21 protein-coding genes are annotated in these 26,150 nt (G+C 69.1%); 13 read left to right on the plus strand and 8 right to left on the minus strand.

Features of this window, described 5'->3' with window-relative positions; all coding sequences use genetic code 11:
• Window positions 1-108 precede the first annotated feature (108 nt).
• From AC57B8_RS21675 to AC57B8_RS21720, 10 genes are all read left to right on the plus strand, one after another.
• Complete coding sequence (locus AC57B8_RS21675; protein ID WP_496480732.1) at window positions 109-1,719, plus strand: FAD-dependent oxidoreductase; 1,611 nt, start codon at window positions 109-111, stop codon at window positions 1,717-1,719.
• Window positions 1,716-2,834 (plus strand): saccharopine dehydrogenase family protein, encoded by a 1,119-nt coding sequence (locus AC57B8_RS21680; protein WP_496480733.1) that lies wholly within the window; start codon window positions 1,716-1,718, stop codon window positions 2,832-2,834. Before AC57B8_RS21675 ends, AC57B8_RS21680 begins: the two co-directional genes overlap by 4 nt.
• Window positions 2,831-3,214 carry a DoxX-like family protein gene (locus AC57B8_RS21685; RefSeq protein ID WP_496480734.1) on the plus strand — a complete coding sequence of 128 codons (384 nt, stop codon included), beginning with the start codon at window positions 2,831-2,833 and terminating at the stop codon, window positions 3,212-3,214. The genes AC57B8_RS21680 and AC57B8_RS21685 overlap by 4 nt, the downstream gene beginning before the upstream one ends.
• Window positions 3,211-3,687: a DUF2269 family protein gene (locus AC57B8_RS21690; RefSeq protein ID WP_354345967.1), complete on the plus strand. Its 477-nt coding sequence runs from the start codon at window positions 3,211-3,213 to the stop codon at window positions 3,685-3,687. Before AC57B8_RS21685 ends, AC57B8_RS21690 begins: the two co-directional genes overlap by 4 nt.
• A 123-nt stretch (window positions 3,688-3,810) precedes the next feature.
• The gene (locus tag AC57B8_RS21695) at window positions 3,811-9,822 is read left to right on the plus strand and encodes an alpha-2-macroglobulin (protein ID WP_496480735.1); all 6,012 of its coding nucleotides are present in this window, start codon (window positions 3,811-3,813) and stop codon (window positions 9,820-9,822) included.
• 20 nt (window positions 9,823-9,842) lie between these two features.
• A complete protein-coding gene (gene pbpC, locus AC57B8_RS21700) occupies window positions 9,843-12,164 on the plus strand; it encodes a penicillin-binding protein 1C (protein WP_496480736.1) in 2,322 nt (773 codons plus the stop codon).
• A 70-nt stretch (window positions 12,165-12,234) separates the two neighbouring features.
• Window positions 12,235-13,587, plus strand: a complete 1,353-nt coding sequence (locus AC57B8_RS21705; protein ID WP_496480737.1) for an esterase-like activity of phytase family protein — start codon at window positions 12,235-12,237, stop codon at window positions 13,585-13,587.
• 156 nt (window positions 13,588-13,743) lie between these two features.
• Window positions 13,744-14,052 carry a DUF3649 domain-containing protein gene (locus AC57B8_RS21710; protein ID WP_496480738.1) on the plus strand — a complete coding sequence of 103 codons (309 nt, stop codon included), beginning with the start codon at window positions 13,744-13,746 and terminating at the stop codon, window positions 14,050-14,052.
• Complete coding sequence (locus AC57B8_RS21715; protein ID WP_496480739.1) at window positions 14,049-15,695, plus strand: PepSY-associated TM helix domain-containing protein; 1,647 nt, start codon at window positions 14,049-14,051, stop codon at window positions 15,693-15,695. The genes AC57B8_RS21710 and AC57B8_RS21715 overlap by 4 nt, the downstream gene beginning before the upstream one ends.
• Window positions 15,695-16,042 (plus strand): DUF3325 domain-containing protein, encoded by a 348-nt coding sequence (locus tag AC57B8_RS21720; protein ID WP_307582388.1) that lies wholly within the window; start codon window positions 15,695-15,697, stop codon window positions 16,040-16,042. The genes AC57B8_RS21715 and AC57B8_RS21720 overlap by 1 nt, the downstream gene beginning before the upstream one ends.
• Window positions 16,043-16,049: 7 nt before the next feature.
• Here the strand turns inward: AC57B8_RS21720 and AC57B8_RS21725 are convergent, their stop codons facing one another.
• Genes AC57B8_RS21725 through AC57B8_RS21740 form a run of 4 tightly spaced genes read right to left on the minus strand, consistent with a single transcriptional unit; the run spans window position 16,050 to window position 19,521 of the window.
• Window positions 16,050-17,441 (minus strand): aminopeptidase P N-terminal domain-containing protein, encoded by a 1,392-nt coding sequence (locus AC57B8_RS21725; protein WP_062473541.1) that lies wholly within the window; start codon window positions 17,439-17,441, stop codon window positions 16,050-16,052.
• A gap of 6 nt (window positions 17,442-17,447) precedes the next feature.
• Window positions 17,448-18,392 carry a hypothetical protein gene (locus AC57B8_RS21730; protein WP_496480740.1) on the minus strand — a complete coding sequence of 315 codons (945 nt, stop codon included), beginning with the start codon at window positions 18,390-18,392 and terminating at the stop codon, window positions 17,448-17,450.
• The gene (locus AC57B8_RS21735) at window positions 18,389-19,117 is read right to left on the minus strand and encodes a nucleotidyltransferase family protein (RefSeq protein WP_496480741.1); all 729 of its coding nucleotides are present in this window, start codon (window positions 19,115-19,117) and stop codon (window positions 18,389-18,391) included. Before AC57B8_RS21735 ends, AC57B8_RS21730 begins: the two co-directional genes overlap by 4 nt.
• 14 nt (window positions 19,118-19,131) lie before the next feature.
• On the minus strand, window positions 19,132-19,521 hold the full coding sequence (locus tag AC57B8_RS21740) for an S-adenosylmethionine decarboxylase family protein (protein ID WP_062473535.1): 390 nt from the start codon (window positions 19,519-19,521) through the stop codon (window positions 19,132-19,134).
• 149 nt (window positions 19,522-19,670) lie between these two features.
• On the opposite strand from AC57B8_RS21740, the gene AC57B8_RS21745 reads away from it, so the two are divergent.
• Window positions 19,671-21,776: a transketolase family protein gene (locus AC57B8_RS21745; protein ID WP_062473533.1), complete on the plus strand. Its 2,106-nt coding sequence runs from the start codon at window positions 19,671-19,673 to the stop codon at window positions 21,774-21,776.
• Between the two features lie 63 nt (window positions 21,777-21,839).
• Window positions 21,840-22,841 carry a type I glyceraldehyde-3-phosphate dehydrogenase gene (gap, locus tag AC57B8_RS21750; protein WP_369630712.1) on the plus strand — a complete coding sequence of 334 codons (1,002 nt, stop codon included), beginning with the start codon at window positions 21,840-21,842 and terminating at the stop codon, window positions 22,839-22,841.
• A gap of 71 nt (window positions 22,842-22,912) precedes the next feature.
• Here gap and AC57B8_RS21755 read toward each other — a convergent pair whose 3' ends face one another.
• From AC57B8_RS21755 to AC57B8_RS21765, 3 genes are all read right to left on the minus strand, one after another.
• The gene (locus tag AC57B8_RS21755) at window positions 22,913-23,509 is read right to left on the minus strand and encodes a hypothetical protein (protein WP_447748458.1); all 597 of its coding nucleotides are present in this window, start codon (window positions 23,507-23,509) and stop codon (window positions 22,913-22,915) included.
• A 15-nt stretch (window positions 23,510-23,524) separates the two neighbouring features.
• Window positions 23,525-24,115 (minus strand): hypothetical protein, encoded by a 591-nt coding sequence (locus AC57B8_RS21760; RefSeq protein ID WP_095948372.1) that lies wholly within the window; start codon window positions 24,113-24,115, stop codon window positions 23,525-23,527.
• 94 nt (window positions 24,116-24,209) lie between these two features.
• The gene (locus AC57B8_RS21765; RefSeq protein WP_496480742.1) at window positions 24,210-24,518 is read right to left on the minus strand and encodes a putative quinol monooxygenase; all 309 of its coding nucleotides are present in this window, start codon (window positions 24,516-24,518) and stop codon (window positions 24,210-24,212) included.
• Between the two features lie 208 nt (window positions 24,519-24,726).
• Here AC57B8_RS21765 and AC57B8_RS21770 point away from each other — a divergent pair, with 208 nt between their 5' ends.
• Complete coding sequence (locus tag AC57B8_RS21770; RefSeq protein WP_062473524.1) at window positions 24,727-25,017, plus strand: YciI family protein; 291 nt, start codon at window positions 24,727-24,729, stop codon at window positions 25,015-25,017.
• 24 nt (window positions 25,018-25,041) lie between these two features.
• On the opposite strand, the gene AC57B8_RS21775 is transcribed toward AC57B8_RS21770, so the two are convergent.
• Window positions 25,042-26,115: a pirin family protein gene (locus tag AC57B8_RS21775; RefSeq protein WP_496480743.1), complete on the minus strand. Its 1,074-nt coding sequence runs from the start codon at window positions 26,113-26,115 to the stop codon at window positions 25,042-25,044.
• Window positions 26,116-26,150 lie beyond the last annotated feature (35 nt).

Consider the following 26,150-nt stretch of genomic DNA (forward strand, 5'->3'; position numbering starts at 1 on the left):
CCCCCAGGCTGCGCGCACTTCGTGTCGCTTCGCCAACCCCCTGCCGGGGGCAACACCTGCGGCCCGGCAAAGCCGGTTCCGCGGTGTTCCACGAAGGAACCGTGTGCCATGAGGCGTCGTGGCTTTCTTGGCGTCGCTGCCGGTGCAGGCGCCCTGGCGCTGGCCGGCTGCGAGGCGCCACCGCCGGTCATCGAAGGCGGCTTCACCGGCATCGATGTCGCGCGCGGCCACGCGATGCGCGACGGCACGCTCAAGTCGCAGGCCCCGGCCACCGTCAAGCGCACCCGCGTCGTCATCGCTGGCGGCGGCGTTGCCGGCTTGGCGGCCGCACGTGCGCTGCGCCTCGCGGGCATCGACGACTTCGCGCTGCTCGAACTCGAAGACACCGCCGGCGGCAACGCGCGCGGCGGCGTGGTCGGCGGCATCGCCTGCCCGCTCGGCGCGCACTACCTGCCCACGCCCGGCGACGACGCGCACGAGGTGCAGGACCTGCTCGAAGAACTCGGCCTGCGCCGCCGCGTGGCGGGCCGCTGGACGTATGACGAGCGCCACCTCTGCCACAGCCCGCAGGAACGCCTGTTCTTTCGCGGCGAATGGCAGGACGGGCTGCTGCCCGTGCACGACGTGGGCGCCGGCACGCAGGCGCAGTACCGCCGCTTCGCGCAGCGCATCGACGCGCTGCAGCACGCCGCCCACTTCGCCATTCCCACGCTGCGCTTCGCCGTCACGCCCGAACTGCTCGCGCTCGACGCCCTGCCCTTCGCGGGCTGGCTCGACCGCGAAGGCTTCGACGACGCCCACCTGCGCTGGTACCTCGACTACTGCTGCCGCGACGACTACGGCGCCGGCATCGCGCAGGTGTCGGCCTGGGCCGGCATCCACTACTTCGCGAGCCGCCACGGCTTCCATGCGCCCGGTGATGCGAGTGGGAGCGTCAACGACACCAACCCCGATCGCGACGGCGTACTCACCTGGCCCGAAGGCAACGGCTGGCTCACGAAGCAGCTGGCCGCACCGCTGGGCGCGCGCCTGCGCACCGGCCAGGTCGTCACGCGCATCGCCGAAGGGCGCGCGGGTGTCGAGGTCGATGCGTGGGATGCCGCGTCGAAATCGATGGTGCGCTGGCAGGCCGAGCGCTGCATCGTCGCGCTGCCCGTCTTCATCGCCGCGCGCGTGGTCGAGAACCCGCCGTCGCTGTTGACCAGCGCCGCCGCGCATGTGCGCTACGCGCCCTGGCTGGTCGCCAACGTGCACCTGCGCGGTCCGCTGGCCGACCGCATCGGCGCCGCGCCGAGCTGGGACAACGTGATCTACGGCACGCGCGGCCTCGGGTATGTCGATGCGCGCCACCAGACGCTCGACCCCACGCCGCGCGGCACCGTGCTCAGCTGGTACCGCCCGCTGGGCCCGAGCGGCTACGACACCGGCGACGGCCGCCAGCTGCTGCTCGAGCGTCCGTGGACCGCATGGCGCGACGAACTGCTGGCCGAGCTGTCGGTGCCGCACCCCGACCTGCCCGCGCTCGCCACGCGCGTCGAGATCACGCGCTACGGCCACGCCATGTCGATCCCGCGGCCCGGTCTGCTCGCGCAGATCGGCGCGCACGGCGACCGCGTGGTTGCCGGCCGGCTGTCGTTCGCGCACGCGGACTGGTCGGGCTATTCGATCTTCGAGGAAGCGTTCACGCGCGGCCACATCGCCGGAGCCCGCCTCACATGAAGACGCTGGTGCTCGGCGGCTACGGCAACTTCGGCGCGCGCATCAGCCGCGCACTCGCGCAGGACGCGGGCATCGAACTGTGGGTCGGCGGGCGCGACCTCGAACGGGCCACGGCCTTTGCGCAATCGCTGGGCGGCAACGCACGCGGTGTGCGGGTCGATGCGCAGTCGCCCGACCTCGCGCAGGGCTTGGGCTTTCTGGGCGTCGACCTCGTCATCCACACCGCCGGCCCGTTCCAGGGCCAGGACTACCGCGTGCCGCAGGCCGTGGCAGCCGCCGGCGCGCACTACATCGACCTGGCCGACGGCCGGCGCTTCGTGTGCGACTTCCCCGCCGCGATGGACGCCGCCTTCCGCAGCGCAGGCCGCACCGCCGTGACCGGCGCCAGCACCGTGCCCGCGCTGTCGTCGGCGGTGGTCGATCACCTCGCCGCCGGCTGGCAAGGCATCCGCAGCATCGACATCTGCATCGCGCCGGCACAGGGCGCACCGCGCGGCGAAGCGACGCTCGCGGGCGTGCTGGCCTACTGCGGCGCGCCGATCCGCGTCTGGCAGGGCGGCCGCTGGACCGAGCAGCCCGGCTGGGCCCATCCCGCGAAGGTGCAGTTCGCGCGCATGAAGCCGCGCCGCGGCGCCTTGTGCGACATCCCCGACCTCGAACTCTTTCCGGCGCGCTACGCCGGCGTGCAGTCGGTCATGTTCCGCGCCGCACTCGAAGTCGGCCTGACCCAGCACGCCTTCGCCTTTCTGGCGTTCCTGCGCCGCACGGGCCTGCTGCGCACACCGCAGAAGCTGGCGCCGCTGCTGCACGCGACGGGCGGCGTGTTCGATGCGTTCGGCACCGCGCTGGGCGGCATGGTGGTGCGCGTCGAAGGCACCGATGCACACGGCGCCATCGCGCGCCGCGCCTGGCACATCGCGGCCGACGACAACCACGGCCCCGAGATTCCCTGCATGGCCGCCATCCTGCTGGCCCGCCGGCTCGCGCGCGGCGAGGCGTTGGCGACGGGCGCGCACGCCTGCGCCGGCCTGCTCACGCTGCCCGAGTTCGACCCCGAGTTCGCGCGCTGGGGCATGGTGACGGATGTGATCGACGAAGGGGCGCCCGCGCCATGACGCGCCCTGCTGACGACGGCGACGACCGCCTGCTGCGCCTGAGCCTCGTCGCGGTCTGGCTCTTCACCGCCGTCGCCAGCATCGTCGAGCTCGACGGCCAGAGCCGCCGCGTGCTGGCCGACGCGGGCATCGCCTCGCCGCCATGGCTGGTGCAGGCGTTGATCGTCGGCGGCGCGGCGGCCGATCTTGCGATCGGCCTGGCGCTGTGGCTGCGACCCGGCCGCACCGTCTACCTGGCCGCCTTCGCGTTGATGCTCGCCATGACGCTCGTGGCGACCGTGCTGCAGCCGGACCTGTGGCTGCATCCGCTCGGCCCGCTGCTCAAGAACCTGCCCATCGCCGCGCTGCTCTGGCACTTGTACCGACGCGCCACGCCATGAACACCTACCTCGTCCTCAAGTGGCTGCACATCGTCTCCAGCGTGCTGATGGTCGGCACGGGGCTGGGCTCGGCCTTCTACATGTTCTTTGCCAACCGCAGCGGCAGCGTGCCGGCGCAGGCGGTGGTGAGCCGGCTGGTGGTGCGTGCCGACTGGTGGTTCACCACGCCCACCGTCATCCTGCAGCCGCTCACCGGCTTCGCGCTGGCGCACCTGGCGGGCTGGCCGCTGTCGACGCCGTGGCTGGCGCTGTCGCTGGGGCTGTTCGCGTTCGCGGGCGCGTGCTGGCTGCCGGTGGTGTGGCTGCAGATCCGCATGGCGGCCCTGGCGGGGCAGGCGCATCGCGAGAGCACCGCGCTGCCGTCGCTGTATCTGCGCTACCAGCGCTACTGGGAACTGCTCGGCTACCCGGCCTTCGTGGCCATGGCCGTCGTGTTCTGGTTGATGGTGAACAAGCCCGCACTTTCGTTCTGACGTTCGAGACGGGCCGGTGCGCGGGCCCTGTGCGGTTTTCACGCAGACTTCACACACAGCGCCATGGCTTCACAGACCGGGCAGAGACTGTCAGGCGCCAACAAAAACATCGGGGGAGCGTCCATGCTTCAAGTTGCCAATCGAAAACTCGCGTCGCTCAGCGACGTGCTCTTCACCGGACTGGGCCGTGCGCTCGGGTTCCTGCGTCCGCTGGCACGCGGACTCATCGGTTCCTGGCGACCCCCGGGGTGGCTGCGCATCGTGGGCGCCTTTCTTCTCTTCGGGCTGCAGTGGGTGCAGCAACGGCTGGCCTGGGTGGTGCTGTTGGCGCTGCTGGTGCTCGCCGGCTGGTTCGCCAGCCCGCATGTGCTGAAGTGGTGGCACGGCCTCACGCCCGATCGCGTCGAGCCCGTCGTTTCCACCGCGCAGATCGTGCCGCCGCCGCGCACGCAGATCGAAAACGACAAGGGGCCCAACCCGGTCGTCATCAACTTCTCCGCCTCGGTCGCGCCGATCGCGCGCATCGGCCAGGAGGCGACCGGCGTCAGCATCGAGCCCGCCATCGCCGGGCGCTGGTCGTGGAGCAGCCAGAAGAAGCTCGAGTTCCTTCCCGCGCAGGACTGGCCGGTGGGCCAACCCTACAAGGTGCAGCTGGCGAAGGACGCGCTCGCGCCGCACATCGAGATCGAGCAGCGCAAGTACGAGTTCACCTCGCCCGAGTTCAACGCGCGCATCGCGGGCGCGGAGTTCTACCAGGACCCGGTGCAGGCCAACGTGCGCCGTGCCCTCTTCCAGGTGCGTTTCTCGCACCCCGTCAACACGGCAGAGTTCGAAAAGCGCCTGGTGCTGACCTATGACCAGGCCTGCGGCACCTCGATCTTCAGCGTGGGCAAATGCGCGAGCGAGAAGTTCACCGTCAGCTACGACAAGCTGCGCCTCACCGCCACCCTCCAGTCCGAGCCGCTGCCCATTCCCGAGAAGACGCGCCCCGTGGTGCTCAGCCTTACCTCCGGTGCGGTCGCGCAGAAGGGCGGCCCCGGCCAGCGCAGCGACATCTCGCGCGCGGTCGACATCCCCGGCCTCTTCAGCCTCGACATCTCGAGCATCGACCCCACCATCGTCACGGGCGAGAACGGCGAGCCCGAGCATGTGATGCACGTCACCGCTTCGATGCCGGTGCACGAGCGCGAAATGGCGCGCGTGGTGCAGGCCTGGCTGCTGCCCGCCACGGAAGAAGCCAAGGGTGATCCGGAAGAGAAGTTCGACTGGTCCGCCGACCCCTCGAAGGTCACCGACGCGGTGCTGCGTCGCGCGAAGAAGATCAGTCTGCAGCCCATCGCCAGCGAACGCGAAGTGACCGAGATGGTCAGCTTCCGCCTCCCGCAAGCCGAAGGCGGCCGTTACCTGCTGGTGCGCGTGGCCAAGGGCCTGAAGACGCCGGGCGGCTATCAGCTCGGCGCGGCGCGGCAGGACGTTCGATTGCTCAAGACCTTCGCGCCCGAGCTCACCATCATGAGCCAGGGTTCGCTGCTCGCACTTTCCGGTGAACGCAAGCTGCCGATCCTGGTGCGCGACCTGCCCGGCATCCGCCTGGAAATCGGGCGCCTGCTGCCGCAGCAGCTGCAGCACCTGATCACGCAGACCAATGGCGACTTCGCGCATCCGCAGTTCAACGGCAGCCTGCAGTCGGACAACCTCGTCGACCGCTTCCAGAAGGAGATTCCGCTCAGCATTCCCGCCGGCAAGGCGCACTACGAGACCGTCGACTTCGCGCAGTACCTGCGCAGCGACGTGGCCGACCGCCGCGGCGTGTTCCTGCTCAAGGTGCAGGGCTACGACCCCAAGGCCAAGAAGAAGGCCGAAGGCGACGCCACGCAGGCGCAGCCCGAAGAGGAACAACAGGAAGAACAGCAACAGTACGAGGGCGAAGGCGACCCCGAAAGCGGCAACCCCGAAGACCAGAAGGACCAGCGCCTGGTGCTCGTCACCGACCTGGGCATCGTCGCCAAGAAGTCGCTCGACGGCACGCGCGACGTGTTCGTGCAGAGCATCGCCAACGGGCAGCCGGTGGCCGGTGCGCTGGTCGAGGTGTGGGGCCGCAACGGCATGATCGTCGCGTCGCAATCCACCGACGCCACGGGCGCCGCCAAGCTGCCCAACCTGGCCGGCTACCAGCGAGAGAAAGCGCCCGTGGTGCTGGTGGTGCGCAAGGACGGCGACCTGAGCTTCCTGCCCTTCAACCGCAGCGACCGCACGCTCGACATCTCGCGCTTCGACGTCGGCGGCCTGCGCGCGGCCGGTGTGCCGAACCAGATGACCGCCTACGTGTTCAGCGACCGCGGCATCTACCGCCCGGGCGACACGATGCACATTGCGATGATGGTCAAGGCGGGCAACTGGGCCACGTCGCTGCGCGACCTGCCGCTCGAGGCCGAGATCATCGACGCGCGCGGCCTCAGCGTGCGCCGCGAGAAGCTCAAGCTCGGCCCCGGCGGTGCGGCGGAAATCGCCCACGCCACGCAGGACACCTCGCCCACCGGCAACTACACCGTCAACCTCTACCTGCCGCGCGAATCCTCGCCCGGCAACCCCGAGGTGCAGGGCCTGCTGATCGGCAGCACGACGGTGAAGGTGCAGGAGTTTTTGCCCGACCGCACCAAGGTCGTCGCCAAGCTCAGCAGCGAGGTCGCCGAGGGCTGGGTCAGGCCCAAGGACCTGAAGGCGCTCATCGACGTGCAGAACCTCTTCGGCACACCCGCGCCCGACCGCAAGGTCGAAGGCACGCTCACGCTGAGCCCGGCTTTCCCGGTGTTCCGCGCATTCGCCGACTACGCCTTCTTCGATCCGCAGCGCGCCGCCGAGAAGCAGGTCGACGACCTGGGCAGCGTGCAGACCAGCGCCGAAGGCAAGGCCGAGTTCGACCTGCGCCTCTCGCGCTTCGATGCGGCAACGTACCAGGTGCACGTGCTCGCCAAGGCCTTCGAGCCCGAGGGCGGGCGCAGCGTCTCGGCCGAGGCGCAGACGCTGGTGAGTGACATGCCCTACCTCGTGGGCGTGAAGGTCGATGGCGACACCAGCTACGTGAGCAAGGGCGCCGCGCGCAATGCGACCGTGATCGCGATCGATCCGCAGGCGAAGAAGACCGCCGTGGATGCCCTGAAGATCGAGCGCGTGGAGCGCAAGGTGCTCTCGGTGCTGGTGAAGCAGGACAACGGCCTCTACCGCTACGAGTCGCGCAAGAAGGAAATCGTGATCGACGAGAAGCCGCTGGCCATCGTCGCGGCCGGCAACACCATCGCGCTGAACACCTCCACGCCCGGCAACTTTGCCTACGTGGTGCGCAATGCCGGCGGGCTGGAGCTGAACCGCGTCGAGTACAGCGTGGCGGGCAACGCGAACGTCTCGCGCTCGCTGGACCGCAACGCCGAACTGCAGCTCACGCTCGACCGCAAGGACTACGAGCCGGGCCAGGAGATCGAGGTGAGCATCCGCGCGCCGTACGTGGGCGCAGGCCTCATCACCATCGAGCGCGACAAGGTCTATGCCCACGCATGGTTCAAGACCGACAAGACCGCTTCGGTGCAGAAGATCGTGCTGCCCAAGGACTTCGAGGGCACCGGCTACATCAACGTGCACTTCGTGCGCGACCCGGCCTCGGACGAGGTCTACATGAGCCCGCTGTCGTACGGCGTCGTGCCCTTCGCCACCAGCCTGGCCAAGCGCACCGCGAACCTGCAGCTCACCAGCAGCGAACTGGTGAAGCCCGGCCAGACGGTGAAGATGAAGCTCACCAGCGACAAGCCCACGCGCGCCGTGCTGTTCGCGGTGGACGAAGGCATCCTGCAGGTGGCGCGCTACAAGACGCCCGACCCGCTCAAGCACTTCTTCCAGAAGCGGGCGCTCGAAGTGGGCACCTTGCAGACGCTCGACCTGATCCTGCCGGAGTTCAAGAAGCTCATGCAGGGCGCAGCGCCCGGCGGTGACGGCGAAGGCGAACTGGGCAAGCACCTGAATCCGTTCAAGCGCAAGCGCGACAAGCCGGTGGCCTACTGGTCGGGTCTCGTCGATGTGAACGGCAGCCGCGAGTTCAGCTACACCGTGCCCGAGAGTTTCAACGGCAGCCTGCGTGTGATGGCCGTCGCGGTGAACGACGAGACCACCGCCGCCAAGAGCACCCGCACCGTGGTGCGCGGCGACATGGTGATATTGCCGAACGCACCGCTCGCGATGGCGCCCGGCGACACGGTCGAAGTGGGCGTGGGCCTCGCGAACAACATCGTGGGGTCGGGCAAGGACGTGCCCATTGCGCTCACGCTCACCGCCTCGGGCGGGCTCGAAGTGGTGGGCGATGCGACGCAGACGCTCAAGGTCAACGAGCGCGGCGAAGCGAGCACCAGGTTCAACGTGCGCGCCAAGCCGGGCGAGCAGGCGGTGCTGGGTTCGTCGGCGCTGGTGTTCACCTCGACGCACAAGATCTTCAGCGCACGCCTGTCGACTGAGGTGAGCGTGCGGCCTGCGTCGCCGTTCGTCACGCTGGTGCAGGCCGGCAGCTTCCAGCGTGCGGGCGAGCTGAGCAGCAAGGCCGACCTGTACCCGAATTTCCGCAAGAGCGATGTCGCGGTGTCCGCCGCGCCGTGGGCCTTCGCGACCGGCCTCATGCAGTACCTGGAGGTGTATCCGCACGGCTGCACCGAGCAGATCACGAGCCAGACCTTCCCGGCCGTGCTGCTGTCGGGCCGCCCTGAGCTGGTGAAGGAAATGGCGCGCGGCCGCACGCCCGAGCAGGGTCCGATGCCCGAGGCGCGCAAGACCTTCGAGCGCTACCTCGTGCAGCTGCGCGCACGGCAGACGGCCGACGGCGGTTTCTCGCTGTGGCCCGGCGCGGGCACCGATGCCTTCGCCACGCTCTACGCGGTGCACCTGCTGATCGAAGCCAAGGACCACAAGCTGCCCGTGCCGCAAGACCTGCTGCAAAAGGCGAACACGTACTTGCAGGGCTGGCTCGGCAGCGGCGACACCTCGCTCGACGGCTGGCGCCAGCGCACGCAGGCGGCCTACCTGCTCACGCGCCAGGGCATCATCGCGCCGGCCGCACTGGCCAACCTGCGCGAAGCGTGGCGCAACAAGCAGACACAAGGCTGGAGCGACGACCTGGGCGCCGTGTACCTCGCCGCGAGCTACCAGCTCGTGAAGCAGGAGCAAGTGGCCAACGAGCTGCTCAACCCGGTGTGGTCCGACCTGCTCGCGCGCACCGAGAAGAAGCAGCGCCGCAACGTGTGGGGCGCGTACTACGACCCGCTGGTGCACGACAGCATGACGCTGCACCTGGTGGGCCGCCACTTCCCTTCGCGCCTGAAGACGCTGAAGCCCGACGTGTGGGAAGGCATGGGCGCGATGGTGCGCGACGGTTGGTACAACAGCCTGTCGTCGGCCTCGATGCTGCTCGCGGTTGATGCGTACTTCGAAGCGGTGGCGCAGAACGCCGAGGGCAAGCTCACGGCGCAGAGCGTCAACGCGCAAGGGCAGGCCGCGGCACTCGCGCTGGGTTCGGTGAACCCGATCACGCGTGCCGCGGTGCCCGCCGGCACGGCCAAGCTCAAGCTGTCGAACGACAGCGACTTCAACCTGTACTACAGCTGGGCCGAACAGGGCTTCGAGCGCAACGTGCCCACCACGCCGGTGAACCAGGGCCTCGAGATCTTCCATGAAGTGCTCGATGCCAAGGGCAACCCGATCACCAAGGCCAAGCTCGGCGAAGAGGTCACCGTGCGGGTGCGCGTGCGCAGCCTGGAGCGCGCACAGCTCAACGACGTGGCGCTGGTCGACCTGCTGCCCGGTGGCCTGGAGCCGGTGCTGCAGGCCGTGGGCGACGACCAGGAAGCCAATGCCGATGCGCCGATCTGGAAGAAGCGCCTCGGTGGCGGCGGCTCGTGGAAGGTGCAGTACGCCGACATCCGCGAAGACCGCGTCGTGTTCTACGGCGCCGTCGACAAGAACCTGCTCGAGGTGACCTACAAGGCGCGGGCGACCAACGTCGGCGACTTCGTGGTGCCGGCCGCGTACGGCGAGGCGATGTACGACCGGCGCGTGTATTCGCGCTCTGCGGGTGCGCGCTTTCAGGTGGTCGCGAACTGACGCAAGGCAGCGAGGCCGTCATGCGCTTCAGCGTGAAGTTGGGAAGGCTCCGCAAGCCTGCGCTGTGGGCGCTGGCGGTTGCTCTCCTGCTCGCGCTGCTGCGTCTTTGGCCGCACGCGCCGCTCAGCGAAACCGTCGGCAGCTCGCGTGCCGTGTACGCGCAAGGTGGCGAACTCTTGCGCCTCACCCTCGCAAGCGACGAGCAATACCGCCTCTGGGTGCCGCTCGACCGCATCTCGCCGACGCTGGTCGATGCGGTGCTGCTGTACGAAGACCGCCGCTTCTACGCGCACCCCGGCGTCAACCCCGCCGCGCTCGTGCGCAGCGCGTGGCGCATCGCCAGCGGCGAGCGCCGGCAGGGCGGCTCGACGCTCACGATGCAGCTGGCGCGGCGTGTCTACGGCATCGACAGCCGCACGGCCATGGGCAAGATCGCGCAGATCGGCGCGGCGCTCTGGCTCGAAGCGCGCTTCAGCAAGCGCGAGATCCTCGAGGCGTACCTCAACACCGCGCCCTACGGCGGCAACATCGAAGGCGTGCAGGCCGCAAGCCTCATCTACTTCCGCAAGGACGCCGCCAAGCTCAGCCTGCCCGAGGCGCTGACGCTCGCGGTGATTCCGCAGAACCCCGTCAAGCGCATTGCCGAGCGCGGTCGCAATGCAGAGTTGCAGTCGGCACGCGAACGCCTGTGGGCGCTGTGGGCCGAGCGCGATCCGACCGCAAAGCAGCATGCGCCCGATGCGCAGCTCGCGCTCTCCGCGCAGTCGCGCGGCAGCCTTCCCTTTCTCGCGCCGCACGCCACCGACATGCTGCTCGCGCAGGAGCGCGGCGTGCAGGAAGTGCGCACCACCATCGACCTGCGCATGCAGGCCACGCTTGAGCGCGTGATGGGCCAGTACTTGCGCACGCATGCCGACGTCGGCATGACCAACGCGAGCGCGTTGCTGCTCGACGCCTCGACCATGCAGGTGCGCGCGCTGATCGGTTCGGCCGACTGGCACAACGACGCCATCGCGGGGCAGGTCAACGGCACGCAGGCCAAGCGCTCGCCGGGGTCCACGCTCAAACCCTTCATCTACGCACTCGCGCTCGACCAGGGCTTGCTGCATCCGAAGACGATGCTGAAGGACGCACCGACCTCCTTCGGCCCCTACACGCCCGAGAACTTCGACCACCGCTTCGCCGGTCCGCTGCCCGCGCAGGAGGCGTTGATCCGCAGCCGCAACATCCCCGCGGTGGCGGTCGCCGCGAAGCTGTCGAAGCCGGGGCTCTACGACTTCATGCGGCTTGCGGGCGTGCAGAAGCTGCAGAGCGAATCGCACTACGGCCTCGCGCTGGTGCTGGGCGGCGGCGAAGTCACGCCCGAGGAGCTTGCGGGCCTCTACGCCACGCTAGCGAACGGCGGCATCTCGCAGCCGTTGCGCTACACGCAACCCGCACCCGACGAGCGGCCGGTGCAGCCGCTGCGCCTCTTGAGCGAAGAGTCCTCGTTCATCACGCTCGACATGCTGCGCCACACGCCACGCCCCGACACCACGCTGCCCGCGCGTCCCGCGATCGCGTGGAAGACGGGCACGTCATGGGGCTTTCGCGATGCGTGGACCGCGGGCGTGTTCGGTCGCCATGTGCTCGTGGTGTGGGTCGGCAACTTCGATGGCACGAGCAACCCCGCGCTGGTGGGCGTCGATGCGGCCGCGCCGCTGTTCCTGCGCATGGTGGATGCGCTGCGTGCGGAGCGGCTCGATCCCGGCGAGATCGCGGCGCGCCAGCCGCCCGACCTGCGCCAGGTCGAGGTGTGCACCGCGACGGGCGGGCTGCCCGATGCGCTGTGCCCGGTGCGCACCACGACATGGTTCATCGCCGGCAAGTCGCCGATCCAGGTGAGCAACCTGCACCGCGCCGTGTGGGTCGACGAGACGACCGGCAAGGTGGTGTGCGGGCCGCAGCCCAACGCGCGCCAGCAGGTGGTCGAGCAATGGGGCAGCGACATGCGGCGGCTGTTCCGCCAGGCGGGCCTGCCGCGCGCGAGCCTGCCGACCGATGGCTGCGAGAAGGGCGAGGCCTCGGAGACGGCACCGCTCATCACCTCGCCCTTGCGCGGCGTGCGGCACACGCTGCGCGTGAAGAAGCCGGAGCCGCTCGTGCTGCGCGCCGAAGCGGCGGCAGGCACGCAGACGATCTACTGGTTTGCCGATGACGCGCTGGTCGGTCGCGCCGCACCCGGCGAGGGCATCACCTGGATGCCCGACCTCGCGGACTCTGGCCGGCGCTATGTGCTGCGCGCAATTGACGATCAGGGCCGCGCCGAGTCGCGCGAGGTGACGGTGGACATCGCGCCTTGAACGGATGTCATGGCTGCGTCACGCAGGCTGGGCATGGTCTCGCGTTTCGACTGAAACCTTTCTTCTGCCCATGACGCGTCTCGCCTCCCTCTCCTTCATCGCCCTGGCCACCGCACTCGCCTGCGGTGGCGCGGCCGCACAGACCGCCTTCCCCGCCACGCTCGCCGGCCACGCCGTGCTGCCCGCGCAGAGCTTCGTTGCCGCCCCGAAAGACGCACCGGCCGACTTGCAGGCCAGCGGCAAGTTCACCACCGGCAAGCGCGTCGAGGCGCTGGGCACCGTCGAAGGCCTCTCGGCGGGCCGCGGCACTGGCGTCTCGGTGCCCTTCAAGGGCCAACCGCTGCAGGGCCACTCGGGCATCAAGAAGATGGACGACGGCACGTTCTGGATCCTCACCGACAACGGTGCCGGCGCGAAGGCCAACTCGCCCGACTTCATGCTCTACCTGAACCACTACAAGGTGGACTTCAAGAGCGGCAAGTTCAATCGCCTGAACACCATCTTCCTGCACGACCCCGACAAGAAGGTGCCGTTCCGCATCGTTCACGAAGGCACGAAGCAGCGCTACCTGACCGGCTCGGACTTCGATCCCGAGAGCTTCCAGTTCGCCGGCGGCGCGCTGTGGATCGGCGAGGAGTTCGGCCCCTTCCTGATCAAGGCCGACCTGAAGGGCAAGGTGCTCGCGGTGTTCGATACGCAGGTCGACGGCAAGGCCGTGCGCTCGCCCGATCACCCCGCGGTCACCACGCCGGGCGCACCAGGCGGCGCTGTCGATTTCCAGGTCAAGCGCTCCAAGGGCTTCGAAGGCATGGCCTCGTCCAAGGACGGGAGCAAGCTCTATGCGCTGCTCGAAGGCCCGGTGTGGAACGCCGAGGTCAAGGAGTACGAGAAGGTCGACGGCAAGGAAGCGCTGCGCGTGCTGGAGTTCGACGTCGCGACCGAGAAGTGGACGGGCCGCCATTGGAAGTACGTGCTCGAAGCCAACGGCCACGCCATCGGCGACTTCAACATGATCGACGGCACCACCGGCCTGATCATCGAGCGCGACAACGGCGAGGGCACGAGCGACAAGGCCTGCCCCGAAGGCCAGAAGCGCACCGACTGCTTCCACGACATCGCGAAGTTCAAGCGCGTCTACAAGGTCGAGCTGAGCGACGCGAACGTGGGCGGCGCGGTGCGCAAGATCGGCTACATCGACCTGCTGAACATCGCCGACCCGAACAAGCTCGCGCCCAAGCCGCTGAACGACGGCGTGCTGAAATTCCCGTTCTTCACCATCGAGAACGTCGACGTGGTCGATGCCACGCACATCGTGGTCGGCAACGACAACAACCTGCCCTTCTCCAGCAGCCGCGAGCCGAACAAGGCCGACGACAACGAGCTGGTGCTGCTCGAGGCCGGCGCGCTGCTGCAGGCGAAGTAAGGCGTACGGCGGCGCCCGCCTTTCAAGGCCCCGCTCGCGGGATGGGCGGGGGCGAGAAAAACCGAGAAGATGAGTATGATTCTCATTCTCCAGGTTTCTCCTCTCCCTCTGTCCCATGAATTTCCGAACGACCTTGCACGTCGTCCGGCGCCCGTCGTGAGCGCCGGCCTCCGCTACCGGATGTGCGTCGCGTCGCGGGCCGTTGCTGCCATCGCGGGCGGCTACGGCGTGGCTGCGCTGTCGGCCGCCGTGCTCGCGCTGGGCCTGCCCGCCCTCTTCGGCATGGCGCGCAGCGAAGCCGCGCTGACCGGCACGCTGGCCTCCTTCCTCGTCTACGCCGTGGCTGTGATGTGGGTCTTCGCGGCGCGCTCGGCGTGGCGCGCCTGGACCGGCCTTGCCATCGCGGCGGCCCTGCAGGGCCTGCTGTTGCTGCTGTGGACCCAGGGCGGCGGAGGTGCCGCATGAAGGAAGGATTCCGTCAGTCGATGGCCTGGCTGCACACCTGGTCGGGCCTGCTGGTCGGCTGGGTGCTCTTCATGGTGTTCGCGGCCGGCACGGCCTCGTACTTCAAGGACGAGATCACCTTCTGGATGAAGCCGGAGCTGCACGCCGTGGCGCCTGGCACGGTGCCGCAGCCGGTGGCCGCCGACAACGCGCTGGGTTTCATGCAGCGCCACGCGCCCGATGCCACGCGCTGGTTCATCACCCTGCCCACCGAGCGCGAGCCCGGCGTGAGTCTGCTGTGGGCCAAGCCGCCGCCGCCCGGTTCGCCGCCCGTGGACCGGCGCCGCAGCTTCGACCGCGCCATGCTCGACCCGGCCACGGGCCAGGCGATCACCGCGCCGCGCGAGACGCGCGGCGGCGAGTTCTTCTACCGCCTGCATTTCGACCTGCACTACATGCCCGCGCTCTGGGCGCGCTGGATCGTCGGCTTCTGCGCGATGTTCATGCTCGTGGCCATCGTCAGCGGCATCGTCACGCACAAGCGCATCTTCAAGGACTTCTTCACCTTCCGCCCGAAGAAGGGCCAGCGCTCGTGGCTCGACGCGCACAACGTCACCGCCGTGCTCGCGTTGCCGTACCACGCCATGATCACCTACACCGGGCTGGTCACGCTGATGTTCATGTACATGCCGTGGGGCCCGCAGGTGGCCTACAAGGCGCACGGCGGCAACGACACCTTCTTCGCCGAGGCCTTCCCGGGCGGCGTGCGCACGCAGATCAAGGCCTCGGGAACGAAGGCCGCGCTGGCGCCCCTCGCGCCGATGGTGGCGCAGGCCACGGCCCACTGGGACGGCGCGCCCGTCGGCCGCATCGTGGTGCACCAGCCGAACGACGCCAACGCCGTGGTCTCGCTCACGCGGGCCGAAGGCCGGCACCTGTCGTACGACCAGCCCAGCATGCAGTTCAACGGCACGACCGGCGCGCTCATCGGCAGCTTCGGCGACGTGCCCAAGGCCGCGGCCGAGACGCGCGGCGTGCTCTACGGCCTGCACATCGGCCGCTTTGCCGATCCGCTGCTGCGCGCGCTGTTCTTCGTCTCGGGCCTGGCGGGCTGCCTGATGGTGGCCACGGGCCTCTTGCTGTGGGCCGTGAAGGAGCGTCAGAAATACGCCAAGACCCTCAAGCAGGGCGGGCGCATCGGCTTCGGCCTGCGGCTGGTCGACGGACTGAACCTCGGTGCGATCGCCGGCCTGCCCGTGGCGATGGCCGCCTTCTTCTGGGCCAACCGCCTGCTGCCGGTCGACGTGGCCGGCCGCAACGAGGCCGAGATCCGCTGGTTCTTCATCGTCTGGGGCGCCACCGCCGTCCTGGGGCTGCTGCGCCCGACCCTGCGCATGTGGCAGGCGCAGCTTGCGCTCGGCGCGCTGCTGTTCGCATTGCTGCCGGTGCTCAATGCCTTCACCGGCCCCGCGCCGCTCACCGTGAGCCTGCGCAGCGGCCCGAGTTCGGTGGCGGGCTTCGACCTCGTGGCGATCGCGCTCGGCCTGGGGCTCGCGGGTGCGACCTGGCTGGTGGAGCGCAAGCGTCGCAAGGCGCTGGCCGCGCCGAAGAAAGCCGTCAAGCCGCCGCCGACCGAGCTCGCCGCGTCGGGCCAGGGGTCGTGATGCCGCTGCTCGGGTTGGTGTTCGCCGCCTCGCTGGCCGGCTTCTGTGCGCTGAGCCTCGCGATGGACCGCCACAGCGAAGACGTCTTCGGCCGCGGCCACACGCCGGGCGCCTGGCGCCGATGGCTGCAGCTCGGGGGCACGGCGTTGCTGTGCCTGTCGCTGTGGGCCAGCCTGGAGGCGGCGGGCGGGTCGGTGGGGTGGGTGCTGTGGCTCGGGGCGCTGACTGCGGCGGCGCTGGCGACGGTCGGGCTGTTGAGTGGCTTGCCGCACCGTTTTCCGCGCATTGCCATGGGCGCCGCGGTGCTCGCGATCGGGCAGGCGCTGTTCTGCGCGCTGCCCGGCTGATCCGCGCTCAGGCGCGCATCAACGCCTCGATCTCATCCGCCTTCACCGGCACCCCCCGCGAAATCAGTTCGCAGCCCGTGGCTGTGACGATCGCGTCGTCCTCGATGCGGATGCCGATGTTGTGGAATTTCTCGGGCACGCCTTCGCCGGGCCGCACGTAGATGCCGGGCTCCAGCGTCAGCACCATGCCCGGGTGCAGGATGCGGCTCGGGCGGTTCTTGATGAGTTCGTTGGACAGCGGGTCCTTGCGCTCGCTCACCTCGCCCACCTGCGTGGGTTCGACATAGCTGCCGCAGTCGTGCACGTCCATGCCCAGCCAGTGGCCGGTGCGGTGCATGTAGAACTGGAAGTAGGCGCGCGAATCGATCACGTCGTCGACGCTGCCGACCTTGTTGCCGTCGAGCAGGCCCAGGTCGAGCATGCCCTGCGCCAGCACCTTCACGGCCGCATCATGCGGGTCGTTGAAGCGGTTGCCGGCCTTGGTGGCGGCGGCCGAGGCGTCCTGGCTGGCCAGCACCAGGTCGTACAGCGCGCGCTGCGGGCCGCTGAATTTGCCATCGGCCGGGAAGGTGCGGGTGATGTCGCTGGCGTAGCCGTCGAGCTCGCAGCCGGCGTCGATCAGCACCAGCTCGCCCTTGCGCACGGGCGCGGCGTCGGCGCGGTAGTGCAGCACGCAGGCGTTGGCGCCGGCCGCGACGATGGAACCGTAGGCCGGGTACTGCGAACCGCCCAGGCGGAACTCGTGCAGCAGCTCGGCATCGAGGTGGTACTCGCGCACGTCCTTGCCCTCGCGCAGCATGCGCGCCGACAGCTGCATCGCGCGGATGTGGGCGCGGGCGCTGATCTGCGCGGCGCGGCGCATGATGTCCTGCTCGTGCGCGTCCTTCACGAGGCGCATCTCGTCGAGCGGGCCGCACAGGTCGCGCTGCTCCTCGGGGCACAGCGCGCCGTAGCGCACGCGCGCGCGCACCGACTGCAGCCAGCCGTCGATGCGGGTTTCCAGGCCCTTGTGGGTGGCGAAGGGGAACCACACGGTCGAGCGGTTTTCGAGCAGTTTCGGCAACTTCGCGTCGAGGTCGTTCACCGAGAAGGCCTCGTCCACGCCCAGCGCGGCGGGGGCGGCGTCGGGGCCGAGGCGGTAGCCGTCCCAGATCTCGCGTTCCAGGTCTTTCGGCGCGCAGAACAGCGTGGCGCGGCCGTCGCCCGCCAGCACCAGCCAGGCGTTGGGCTCGGTGAAACCGGTCAGGTAGTAGAAGTAGCTGTCGTGGCGGAACAGGAAGTCGCTGTCGCGGTTGCGCTGGCGCTCGGGCGCGGTCGGGACGATGGCGATGCCGTCCTTGCCCAGTTGCGAAGCGAGGCGCGCGCGGCGCTCGGCGTAGATCGTGGTGTCATTGAGCATGGGATTTCACTTTCGATACGGTGCAAGTCCGGGGTCCGCGGATACCAGATGCCGCCATGGGAACACATCCTGTGCAAAGTGGCTGACGTAGCCGCCGATCGTTGACTGGATGACCATGAATTGCAGCCGCTGCCGCACGCCCTGCAGCTGCTGCAGCTGGGCCAGGTCGAGGCAGGTGTTGCGCAGCCTCAGCACGCGCAGCTGCGCGCCCACGGGGCTGTGCAGCAAGGCCACGTAGTCTTCGAAGGCCGTGATGCCGCCGGGCGTCCGGTCGGCCGGCCACGCCATCTGCTGCTCGGTGGATTCGGAAAAGTCCAGCAGCCTGAGGCCCGGCAGCTGCGTTGCGGCGGCCAGGTGGCGGATGAAGTGCTGCGTGGCGAAATGAGCGCCGACGCACAGGCTGGTCAGTTGCGGCAGCGGCACGGCGAAGAAGTCGGCGTTCGGCGCGTTCGGCACCGTCAGTTCGCTCAGGTGCGGCGTCTTGCGCACCCAGCGCGCGATGTCGCCGCGTTCCTCGAGGATGCCGTCGCTGGTGCAGACGAGCGACTGGTTGTGGTCCTCCGGCTGCGTCGGCTTGATGAAGAGCGAGCGCAGGCGGGGAAACATCACCGGGCTCTCGAGCAGCGGCGTGAACATCCATTCGCGCGAGCCGTTGGCGCCGCTGTCGGGGCCGCTGAACGACAGCGAAGTGATGCAGTCGGCCACGTCCTGCCGGCTCAGGCAGGCCAGGGTTTCGTCGAAGGCGTCGCCCCAGGTGTCGCCGAAGTATTCGACGTGCCAGCCCTGGCGCATGGGCGCGAGGCTGAGGCGCGTGAAGTCGCTCACGTAGAGCGGTACGGTCAGCGGGTCTTCGGGCGCGCCGTCGTTGCGTTCGGCGGCGGTCGCCAGGGCCAGGTCCTGCAGGCGCTGCGGCAGCAGGCGCAGGGCGTCGGGCAGCGGCGCGAGCGTCATGCGCCCGCTGCCGGCGCGACCCCGGCGTTGAGTTGCTGCAGGCGCTGCGGCGTGCCCACGTCGGTCCAGTCGCCGGTGTAGAGCTCGGCGCTCACCTGCTGGTTGTCCATGGCCGCGCGCAGGATCGGTGCCAGCGGGGCTTTGGCGCCGTCCGGATTGCCGGCCGGGATGTCGCAGTACGGCGGCGCGAACAGCGCGGCGCGGTACAGGCCGATGGTCGAGAAGGTGTATTTGTCGGCCGCCTGGTTCAGCGCGAGGCCGTCGGCCGAGAGGCCGAAGTCGCCCTTGGGGTTGTGCGCCGGGTTCGGCACCAGCCACAGGTGGGCGAGCTTGCCGCTGGCCAGGAAGCGGTCGACCGCGGCCTGGGTGAAGCGGAAACCGGGCGCGAACACGTCGCCGGCCGCGACCCAGAACACCTCACCCAGCAGCGGCAGCGCGCGCACGATGCCGCCGGCCGTTTCGAGCGCGCCGCCGAAGTCGCGGCCCTCGTCGGAATATGAAATTGATAGCGCGCCGTGCCCATTCAGCAAGGGGTTCGCGCCGAACCGGGCGGCGACCTGCGCGCCCAGCCAGTCGGTGTTGACCACCAGCTCGGTGAAGCCGCCCTCGGCCAGCGCTTCCATCGGCCACTGCATCAGCGGCTTGCCGCGCACTTCGAGCAGGGGCTTGGGCGTGGCGTCGGTCAGCGGCCGCATGCGTTCGCCGCGGCCGGCGGCCAGGATCATCGCGCGCACCGCCATCACTGCACCGACCCGGCCACACGGCCGCGTTGCAGTTCGTTGCGTTCGCTGTGGCGGGGCTGGAACAGCGCCACCAGGCAGGCCATCAGCGCGTGCGCCTTGGCCGAGTGGTCGGCGCCGAAGTTGCAGACGTACACGTCGAGCGTCACGCCGCGCTGCTCCGGCCAGGTGTGGATGCACAGGTGCGATTCGGCCAGCAGCAGCGTGGCCGTCACGCCGCCCGGCCCCTGCGGCGTGGCCGGAAAGCCGTGGACCAGCTTGCCCACGGCCTGCAGCCCGGCGGCGGCCACGGCCTTGGTGCAGACCTCGCCGAGCGCGCGCCCGTCGGTGAGCCATTGGAGGCCGCATTGGCAGTCGTGGAGATCGGCGGTGAGGTGCAGCCCTTGCATGGGGGGCAACTCTAGCAGCCGGGCCTGCGACACAAGAGAGCATCAGCGGGGTGTTGGCCCTGTATCGAGGCCGGGCGCGGCTCGCCCGGTAAAATCTCGGGTTCTCCCGTATCCCCCACCCACCCTTTTCCCCCGAAAGCCCACTGCCCATGGCAAACCAAGCCCTGATGGCCAACGCGATCCGCGCGCTGGCAATGGATGCCGTTCAACAAGCCAATTCCGGACATCCGGGCGCACCGATGGGCATGGCCGACATGGCCGTCGCCCTGTGGGGCGAGCACCTGCGCTACAACCCCGCCAACCCGCACTGGTTCGACCGCGACCGCTTCGTGCTGTCCAACGGCCACGCCTCGATGCTGATCTACGCGGTGCTGCACCTCACGGGCTACGACCTGCCCCTGGCCGAGATCAAGAACTTCCGCCAGCTGCACAGCAAGACCGCCGGGCACCCCGAAGTCGACGTCACTCCCGGCGTCGAGACCACCACCGGCCCGCTGGGTCAGGGCATCACCAATGCCGTGGGCTTCGCGCTGGCCGAGAAGCTGCTGGCCGCCGAGTTCAACCGCAAGGACCTGGCCATCGTCGACCACCACACCTACGCCTTCCTGGGCGACGGTTGCATGATGGAAGGCATCAGCCACGAAGCCTGCGCCCTCGCCGGCGCCTGGCACCTGAACAAGCTGATCGCCCTGTACGACGACAACGGCATCAGCATCGACGGCCAGGTCAAGCCCTGGTTCATCGACAACACCGAAGAGCGCTTCAAGGGCTACGGCTGGAACGTCGTCGGCCCGATCGACGGCAACGACGCCAAGGAAGTGGCCAAGGCCATCGCCAAGGCCAAGAAGGAAGCCACCAAGCCCACGCTGATCGTCTGCAAGACCACCATCGGCAAGGGCAGCCCGAACCGCGCCGGCACCGCCAAGGCGCACGGCGAGGCGCTGGGCGCCGAAGAAATCAAGCTCACGCGCGAAGCCATCGGCTGGCCCTACCCCGCCTTCGAAATCCCGGCCGAGGTGTATGCCGACTGGGACCACAAGGCCGAAGGCGCCAAGACCGAAGCCGCCTGGAACGACACCTTCGCCGCCTACACGGCCGCGTACCCCGAACTCGCCGCCGAGTTCACGCGCCGCATGAAGGGCGAGCTGCCCAAGAACTTCCACCAGGTCGCGTTCGACACCGTGGTCGCCGCCCACACCAAGGGCGAAACCGTGGCCAGCCGCAAGGCCAGCCAGCTCGCACTTGAGGCCTTCACGGCCGCGCTGCCCGAAATGCTCGGCGGCAGCGCCGACCTCACCGGCTCCAACCTCACCAACACCAAGAGCACCGCCGCGCTGCGCTTCGACGCCAAGACCGGCGCCGTCGTGCTGAACGCGCCCCCCGCACCGGTGGTGCCCCAGGGCGGCGAAGACGAAGCCGCACAGGGCGATGCCGTCGAGCCGCCGCACGGCGAGATCGGCCGCCACATCAACTACGGCGTGCGCGAGTTCGGCATGGCCGCCATCATGAACGGCGTGGCGCTGCACGGCGGCTACATCCCCTACGGCGGCACCTTCCTCACCTTCAGCGACTACAGCCGCAACGCCATCCGCATGGCCGCGCTCATGAAGCGCCGCGTGGTGCACGTGTTCACGCACGACTCCATCGGCCTGGGTGAAGACGGCCCGACGCACCAGTCGATCGAGCACGCCGCCTCGCTGCGCCTCATTCCCAACCTGGACGTCTGGCGTCCGGGCGACACGGCCGAAACCGCCGTGGCCTGGGCTGTCGCACTGCAGAACGCCACGCGCCCGACCGCGCTGCTGCTGAGCCGCCAGAACATCGCCTACGCCGCCAAGAGCGACCTGGGCGACATCAGCCGCGGCGCCTACGTGCTGTCCGAGCCCGAGAACGTCGGCCTCAAGAACAAGAAGACGGCCGCCGTCATCATCGCCACCGGTTCCGAGGTGCAGCTCGCGCTGGCCGCCCAGAAGCTGCTGGCCGACAAGAAGATCGCCGTGCGCGTGGTGTCGATGCCCTCGACCACCACCTTCGACCGCCAGGACCTGGCCTACAAGAAGGCCGTGCTGCCCAAGAAGATCCCGCGCGTCGCGGTCGAAATGGGCTGCACCGACGGCTGGTGGAAGTACGGCTGCGCGGCCGTGGTCGGCATCGACAGCTACGGCGAGTCGGCCCCCGCGCCCGTGCTGTTCAAGCACTTCGGTTTCACGGCGGAGAACGTGGCCGCCACCGTGGAAGCGGCCCTGCGCGACTGAGCGTCGCGCGGTTCGTCCTCTTCCCGTCCGATCAAAAGTTTTTCAACCTTAGGAGCAAGTCAGATGGCTATCAAACTCGGTATCAACGGCTTCGGCCGCATCGGTCGCAACGTGCTGCGCGCAGCCGTGCAGAACTTCAAGAACGACATCGAAATCGTTGCCATCAACGACTTGCTCGAGCCCGACTACCTGGCCTACATGCTCCAGTACGACTCGGTGCATGGCCGCTTCAAGGGTGAAGTCACGGTCGAAGGCAACACGCTGATCGTCAACGGCAAGAAGATCCGCCTGACGCAAGAGCGCGACCCGTCGCAGCTCAAGTGGAACGAAGTCGGCGCCGACATCGTGCTCGAGTCGACCGGCCTGTTCCTCACCAAGGAAACCGCGCAGAAGCACATCGACGCAGGCGCCAAGAAGGTGATCCTGTCGGCCCCCTCGAAGGACGACACCCCCATGTTCGTCTACGGCGTGAACGACAAGAAGTACGCCGGCGAAGCCATCATCAGCAACGCCAGCTGCACCACCAACTGCCTGGCCCCGCTGGCCAAGGTGCTGAACGACAAGTGGGGCATCAAGCGCGGCCTGATGACCACCGTGCACGCCGCCACCGCCACGCAGAAGACCGTGGACGGCCCGAGCAACAAGGACTGGCGCGGCGGCCGCGGCATCCTGGAAAACATCATTCCGTCGTCGACGGGCGCGGCCAAGGCCGTGGGCGTGGTGATCCCCGAGCTGAACAAGAAGCTCACGGGCATGAGCTTCCGCGTGCCGACCTCCGACGTGTCGGTGGTCGACCTGACCGTCGAACTCGTCAAGGACGCCACCTACGCCGAGATCTGCGCTGAAATGAAGGCACAGAGCGAAGGCGCACTGAAGGGCGTGCTGGGCTACACCGAAGACAAGGTCGTCGCCACCGACTTCCGCGGCGACCCGCGCACCTCGATCTTCGACGCCGAAGCCGGCATTGCACTGGACGGCACCTTCGTGAAGCTCGTGAGCTGGTACGACAACGAATGGGGCTACTCGAACAAGTGCCTCGAGATGGTGAAGGTCGTGTCGAAGTAAGACTTCGCGGCTCCCACGAAAAACGCGCCCTCGGGCGCGTTTTTTTATTGGGCGAGTGGCCGTCGAACGGCTCAGCGCAGCTTCTCGTTGCGCCGTATCTCGCTGCTGAGCTGCGCTGTCATCCGCGTGGCCGCGCGCCGGGCGGCCAGGCCGTAGTCGCCGTTGAACTCGCCGAACTCCGCCGTGCCGTTGCCGACCGCGCGCACGCGTGTGACTTCGGCGCCCGCGGTGTCGGTCACCACGCAGGCCACCTCGGCCGTGAAGGCGGTGGGCGGCCAGGTGATCCATGAAGACGAGCTCGAATCGGTCTTGATCTGCGGCGTGAACACCAGCGACACGCCCGCCGCCTCGTTGGCCTTGGCATCGCCGGCGGTGCGCAGCACGACCACGTTGCGGTAGACCGCGCGCAGCGCGTCGCGGATCGATTTTTCGAGGTCGCGGTACGGGTAGTAGCTCACGCGGTCGCCGCTGCCGCCGGCGGTGGTCACCTGCAGGTCGCGCTGTGCGTCGGTCATCACGTAGGCCACCTTCTTGGGAATGAGGTGGGCGGTCGACCGGGGCGGTGCGGTCTCGGTGATCATCGTGATCGGGTGGGCGCAGCCCGCCAGCAGCACGGCGGTTGCCAGTGCGGCGGCCAGCCGGGGCGTCAGGGAAGGAAGAATCGGCATGGTGCGTCCCCGGCCTTATTGCGCAGGCGGCGCAATGGCCGCGACGAATTGCGGATCGGCATACACCTGCCGCAGCAGCGCCCGCACCAGCCGCGGGTACGCGGCCTGTCCGGCGGGCACGGCCACGATGTTGGCGTAGCTCGAATCGAAGGCGATCTCGCCGCGGTAGGTCTTGCGCAGCGTCTGCGCGGCGTTGCGCGTGACGGTGACTTCGACGTCCATGCGGCCCGAGCCGTTGATCACGCCCAGGTCGAGTTCATTGACGAGGATGCGCGCCGCGATGCGGGTCGGCGCCTTGGGGTCGTAGACCGAGATCTCGCTCAGGTCGCGCATCAGCGCGTCTTCGAGGTACTGGGCGAAGGTGCCGCTGGGCGACACGAGCCTGGCGCGGCGCAGGCCCAGGGTGTTGATCCTGTCGTTGGGGTCGGTGGGTTGCACCTTGGCCACCGCGACCTTGCCGGGGTTGTGGGCCTCGAGCCGGTCGAGCGCTTCGTAGTCGGCGGCATAGGGCGGTGCGCCGAGCTGTGCGCAGCCCGTGGCCAGTGCCGCCAGCAGGAGCGCGCCAGTGCGCCAGCGCACGCCCTGCGGTCTGGAGACGATCGCCATGTCTTGAACCCCCTCGTCCGAGATGTCTTCTTCTCCCCGGCGCGAGGGTAGCAGGCATCGCGCCGCGCGCGAAGGCGGCGGCGGTGCGGCAGGGTCAGATGGGTTCGAGCACGTGGATGCGCTTGCTCTCGGTGAGCTCCTTGGTCTGGGCGCTGAAGGCCGCCATGTGCGGCGCGACCGCGTGCGCCTGCAGGGTCGGCAGCGAGGCCCACTTCTCGATCACCACGAAGGTGTCGGGCCCGAAGCTGGCCTTGGACGGGGGAATGCCCTGCGCGTCGATCGTGGCGGCGTACTCGATGCAGCCCTCTTCGGCCAGCACGGCGGCGCGGTTGGCCTTGAAGGCTTCGAGCAGAAGGGCGCGCTGGCCGGGCTTGGCGGTGATGACGGCAACGACTTGGATCATGGAACAGGGTCTCCGGTGAAGTGACATGAACTGAGGAATGCAACGACCGAATCTACGAGATCGCACGCCGGTGCGCAGGTCCGGTGGGCGACAAGGCCGGCATGCACATGCCGCATGCGACAGTTACCCGCGAGACACACTCTCGCCCCGCCACCGTCGTGGCGAGGTCATAGGATCGGGTCATCTTCCGCATCGACCTGCCTTTGCCATGTTCATCGTCACCCTGACCTACATCCGCCCGCTCGAGGAACTCGACGCTCTGATGGATGCGCATGTCACCTGGCTCAAGAAGCACTACGCCAGCGGCCTGTTCGTGGCCTCGGGGCGCCAGGTGCCGCGCAAGGGCGGCGTGATCCTCGCGCGCTCGGGCGACCGCGAGGGGCTCGAGGCGGTGCTGGCGCGCGACCCCTTCGTGCAGGGCGGCGTCGCGCGCACCGACGTGATCGAGTTCATCCCCAGCATGACCGCGCTGAGCGTCGAGGTGCTGCGCGGCTACTGAGAACCGCGCAGCCGGGCCCGCAGATCAGGCTCCCGGCACTTCCTCGCGCCCGTCCGGGTGCCGCGCAAAGCGCGCGGCCTCGGCGCCATGCACCGGCGCCGGGTCGGCCCAGGGCCAACCGCCGAACTGCGTGCGGCGGTAGTCGGCCATCGTCTGCGCGATCTCGGCCTGCGTGTTCATCACGAAGGGACCGTACTGCGCCACCGGTTCGCCGATCGGGCGGCCCTGCAGCAGCAGGAACTCGCCGTCGCCCTCGGGGCCGTTGCACAGTTCCACGGCCGCGTCGGCGCGCAGCTCGATGGCCGCCGGCCCGTCCACGCGCCGGCCCGCCACCTGCGCGGTGGCGCCCTTGAAGAAATACAGCATGCGCCGCGTGCCTTCGCCCGTGGCGGGCGGCAGCGTCCAGCGCGCGCCGGGCGTCATGCGCAGCGTCCAGATCGCCAGGTCGGCGCCGGCCTGAGCGGCCCACGAATCGGGCGGCGGCGCGAGCGGGTCGATGGCCGCCTGGGCCTGCGCGTCATCGCCGCCGAAGCGCCCGGCGATCACCGCCACCTCGGTGCGGCCGCCCTGCGCGTCGTCCGAGGCGAAGCGCGGAATCGCCTCCGACCAGAACATCGTGAAGTGCGGCTCGGCCATCTTGTTCTTCGCCGGCAGGTTGAGCCAGATCTGGAACAGCTCCAGCGGATTGGGTGCGCCGGCGTCCAGCAGCGGGAACATCTCCGAATGCACGATGCCCTTGCCCGCCGTGAGCCACTGCACGTCGCCGCCGCCGAAGCGCGCGGTGGCGCCCAACGAGTCGGAGTGGTCGACCAGGCCCTTGCGCACGATGGTCACCGTCTCGAAGCCGCGGTGCGGGTGCGAGGGAAAGCCCGGCACCGTCTCGCCGTGGTACATGCTCCAGCCGTCCTTGCGGCTGAAGTCCTGGCCGATCTGGCGGCCGGCCAGCGAGGCCTCGGGGCCCATGCGGCCGTTGCCCTTCGGGTACGCGTCGTCGTGGTAGACGCAGAACAGGAAGGGGTCCAGCGTCTGCCACGGGAAGCCGAGCGGCTGGACCTGGACGATGGGAGACGCGCTGTGGTTGTCGTTGCTGTCGGACATGTCGGTATTCCTTGGTGAGGCAGGCACGGCCGCCA

The sequence above is a fragment of the Variovorax sp. BGA-UO-ETr-C22 genome (assembly GCF_059567965.1).

Excerpts from the sequence above, each read along its gene's own strand:
- AC57B8_RS21760 (WP_095948372.1), bottom strand. The coding sequence starts at position 24,115 with ATGGCGATCGTCTCCAGACCGCAGGGCGTGCGCTGGCGCACTGGCGCG.
- AC57B8_RS21725 (WP_062473541.1), bottom strand. The coding sequence starts at position 17,441 with ATGCTCAATGACACCACGATCTACGCCGAGCGCCGCGCGCGCCTCGCT.
- AC57B8_RS21715 (WP_496480739.1), top strand. The coding sequence starts at position 14,049 with ATGAAGGAAGGATTCCGTCAGTCGATGGCCTGGCTGCACACCTGGTCG.
- pbpC (WP_496480736.1), top strand. The coding sequence starts at position 9,843 with ATGCGCTTCAGCGTGAAGTTGGGAAGGCTCCGCAAGCCTGCGCTGTGG.
- AC57B8_RS21695 (WP_496480735.1), top strand. The coding sequence starts at position 3,811 with ATGCTTCAAGTTGCCAATCGAAAACTCGCGTCGCTCAGCGACGTGCTC.
- AC57B8_RS21730 (WP_496480740.1), bottom strand. The coding sequence starts at position 18,392 with ATGACGCTCGCGCCGCTGCCCGACGCCCTGCGCCTGCTGCCGCAGCGC.
- AC57B8_RS21775 (WP_496480743.1), bottom strand. The coding sequence starts at position 26,115 with ATGTCCGACAGCAACGACAACCACAGCGCGTCTCCCATCGTCCAGGTC.
- AC57B8_RS21675 (WP_496480732.1), top strand. The coding sequence starts at position 109 with ATGAGGCGTCGTGGCTTTCTTGGCGTCGCTGCCGGTGCAGGCGCCCTG.
- AC57B8_RS21765 (WP_496480742.1), bottom strand. The coding sequence starts at position 24,518 with ATGATCCAAGTCGTTGCCGTCATCACCGCCAAGCCCGGCCAGCGCGCC.
- AC57B8_RS21685 (WP_496480734.1), top strand. The coding sequence starts at position 2,831 with ATGACGCGCCCTGCTGACGACGGCGACGACCGCCTGCTGCGCCTGAGC.
- gap (WP_369630712.1), top strand. The coding sequence starts at position 21,840 with ATGGCTATCAAACTCGGTATCAACGGCTTCGGCCGCATCGGTCGCAAC.
- AC57B8_RS21690 (WP_354345967.1), top strand. The coding sequence starts at position 3,211 with ATGAACACCTACCTCGTCCTCAAGTGGCTGCACATCGTCTCCAGCGTG.
- AC57B8_RS21755 (WP_447748458.1), bottom strand. The coding sequence starts at position 23,509 with ATGCCGATTCTTCCTTCCCTGACGCCCCGGCTGGCCGCCGCACTGGCA.
- AC57B8_RS21720 (WP_307582388.1), top strand. The coding sequence starts at position 15,695 with ATGCCGCTGCTCGGGTTGGTGTTCGCCGCCTCGCTGGCCGGCTTCTGT.
- AC57B8_RS21735 (WP_496480741.1), bottom strand. The coding sequence starts at position 19,117 with ATGATCCTGGCCGCCGGCCGCGGCGAACGCATGCGGCCGCTGACCGAC.
- AC57B8_RS21745 (WP_062473533.1), top strand. The coding sequence starts at position 19,671 with ATGGCAAACCAAGCCCTGATGGCCAACGCGATCCGCGCGCTGGCAATG.
- AC57B8_RS21680 (WP_496480733.1), top strand. The coding sequence starts at position 1,716 with ATGAAGACGCTGGTGCTCGGCGGCTACGGCAACTTCGGCGCGCGCATC.
- AC57B8_RS21740 (WP_062473535.1), bottom strand. The coding sequence starts at position 19,521 with ATGCAAGGGCTGCACCTCACCGCCGATCTCCACGACTGCCAATGCGGC.
- AC57B8_RS21705 (WP_496480737.1), top strand. The coding sequence starts at position 12,235 with ATGACGCGTCTCGCCTCCCTCTCCTTCATCGCCCTGGCCACCGCACTC.
- AC57B8_RS21770 (WP_062473524.1), top strand. The coding sequence starts at position 24,727 with ATGTTCATCGTCACCCTGACCTACATCCGCCCGCTCGAGGAACTCGAC.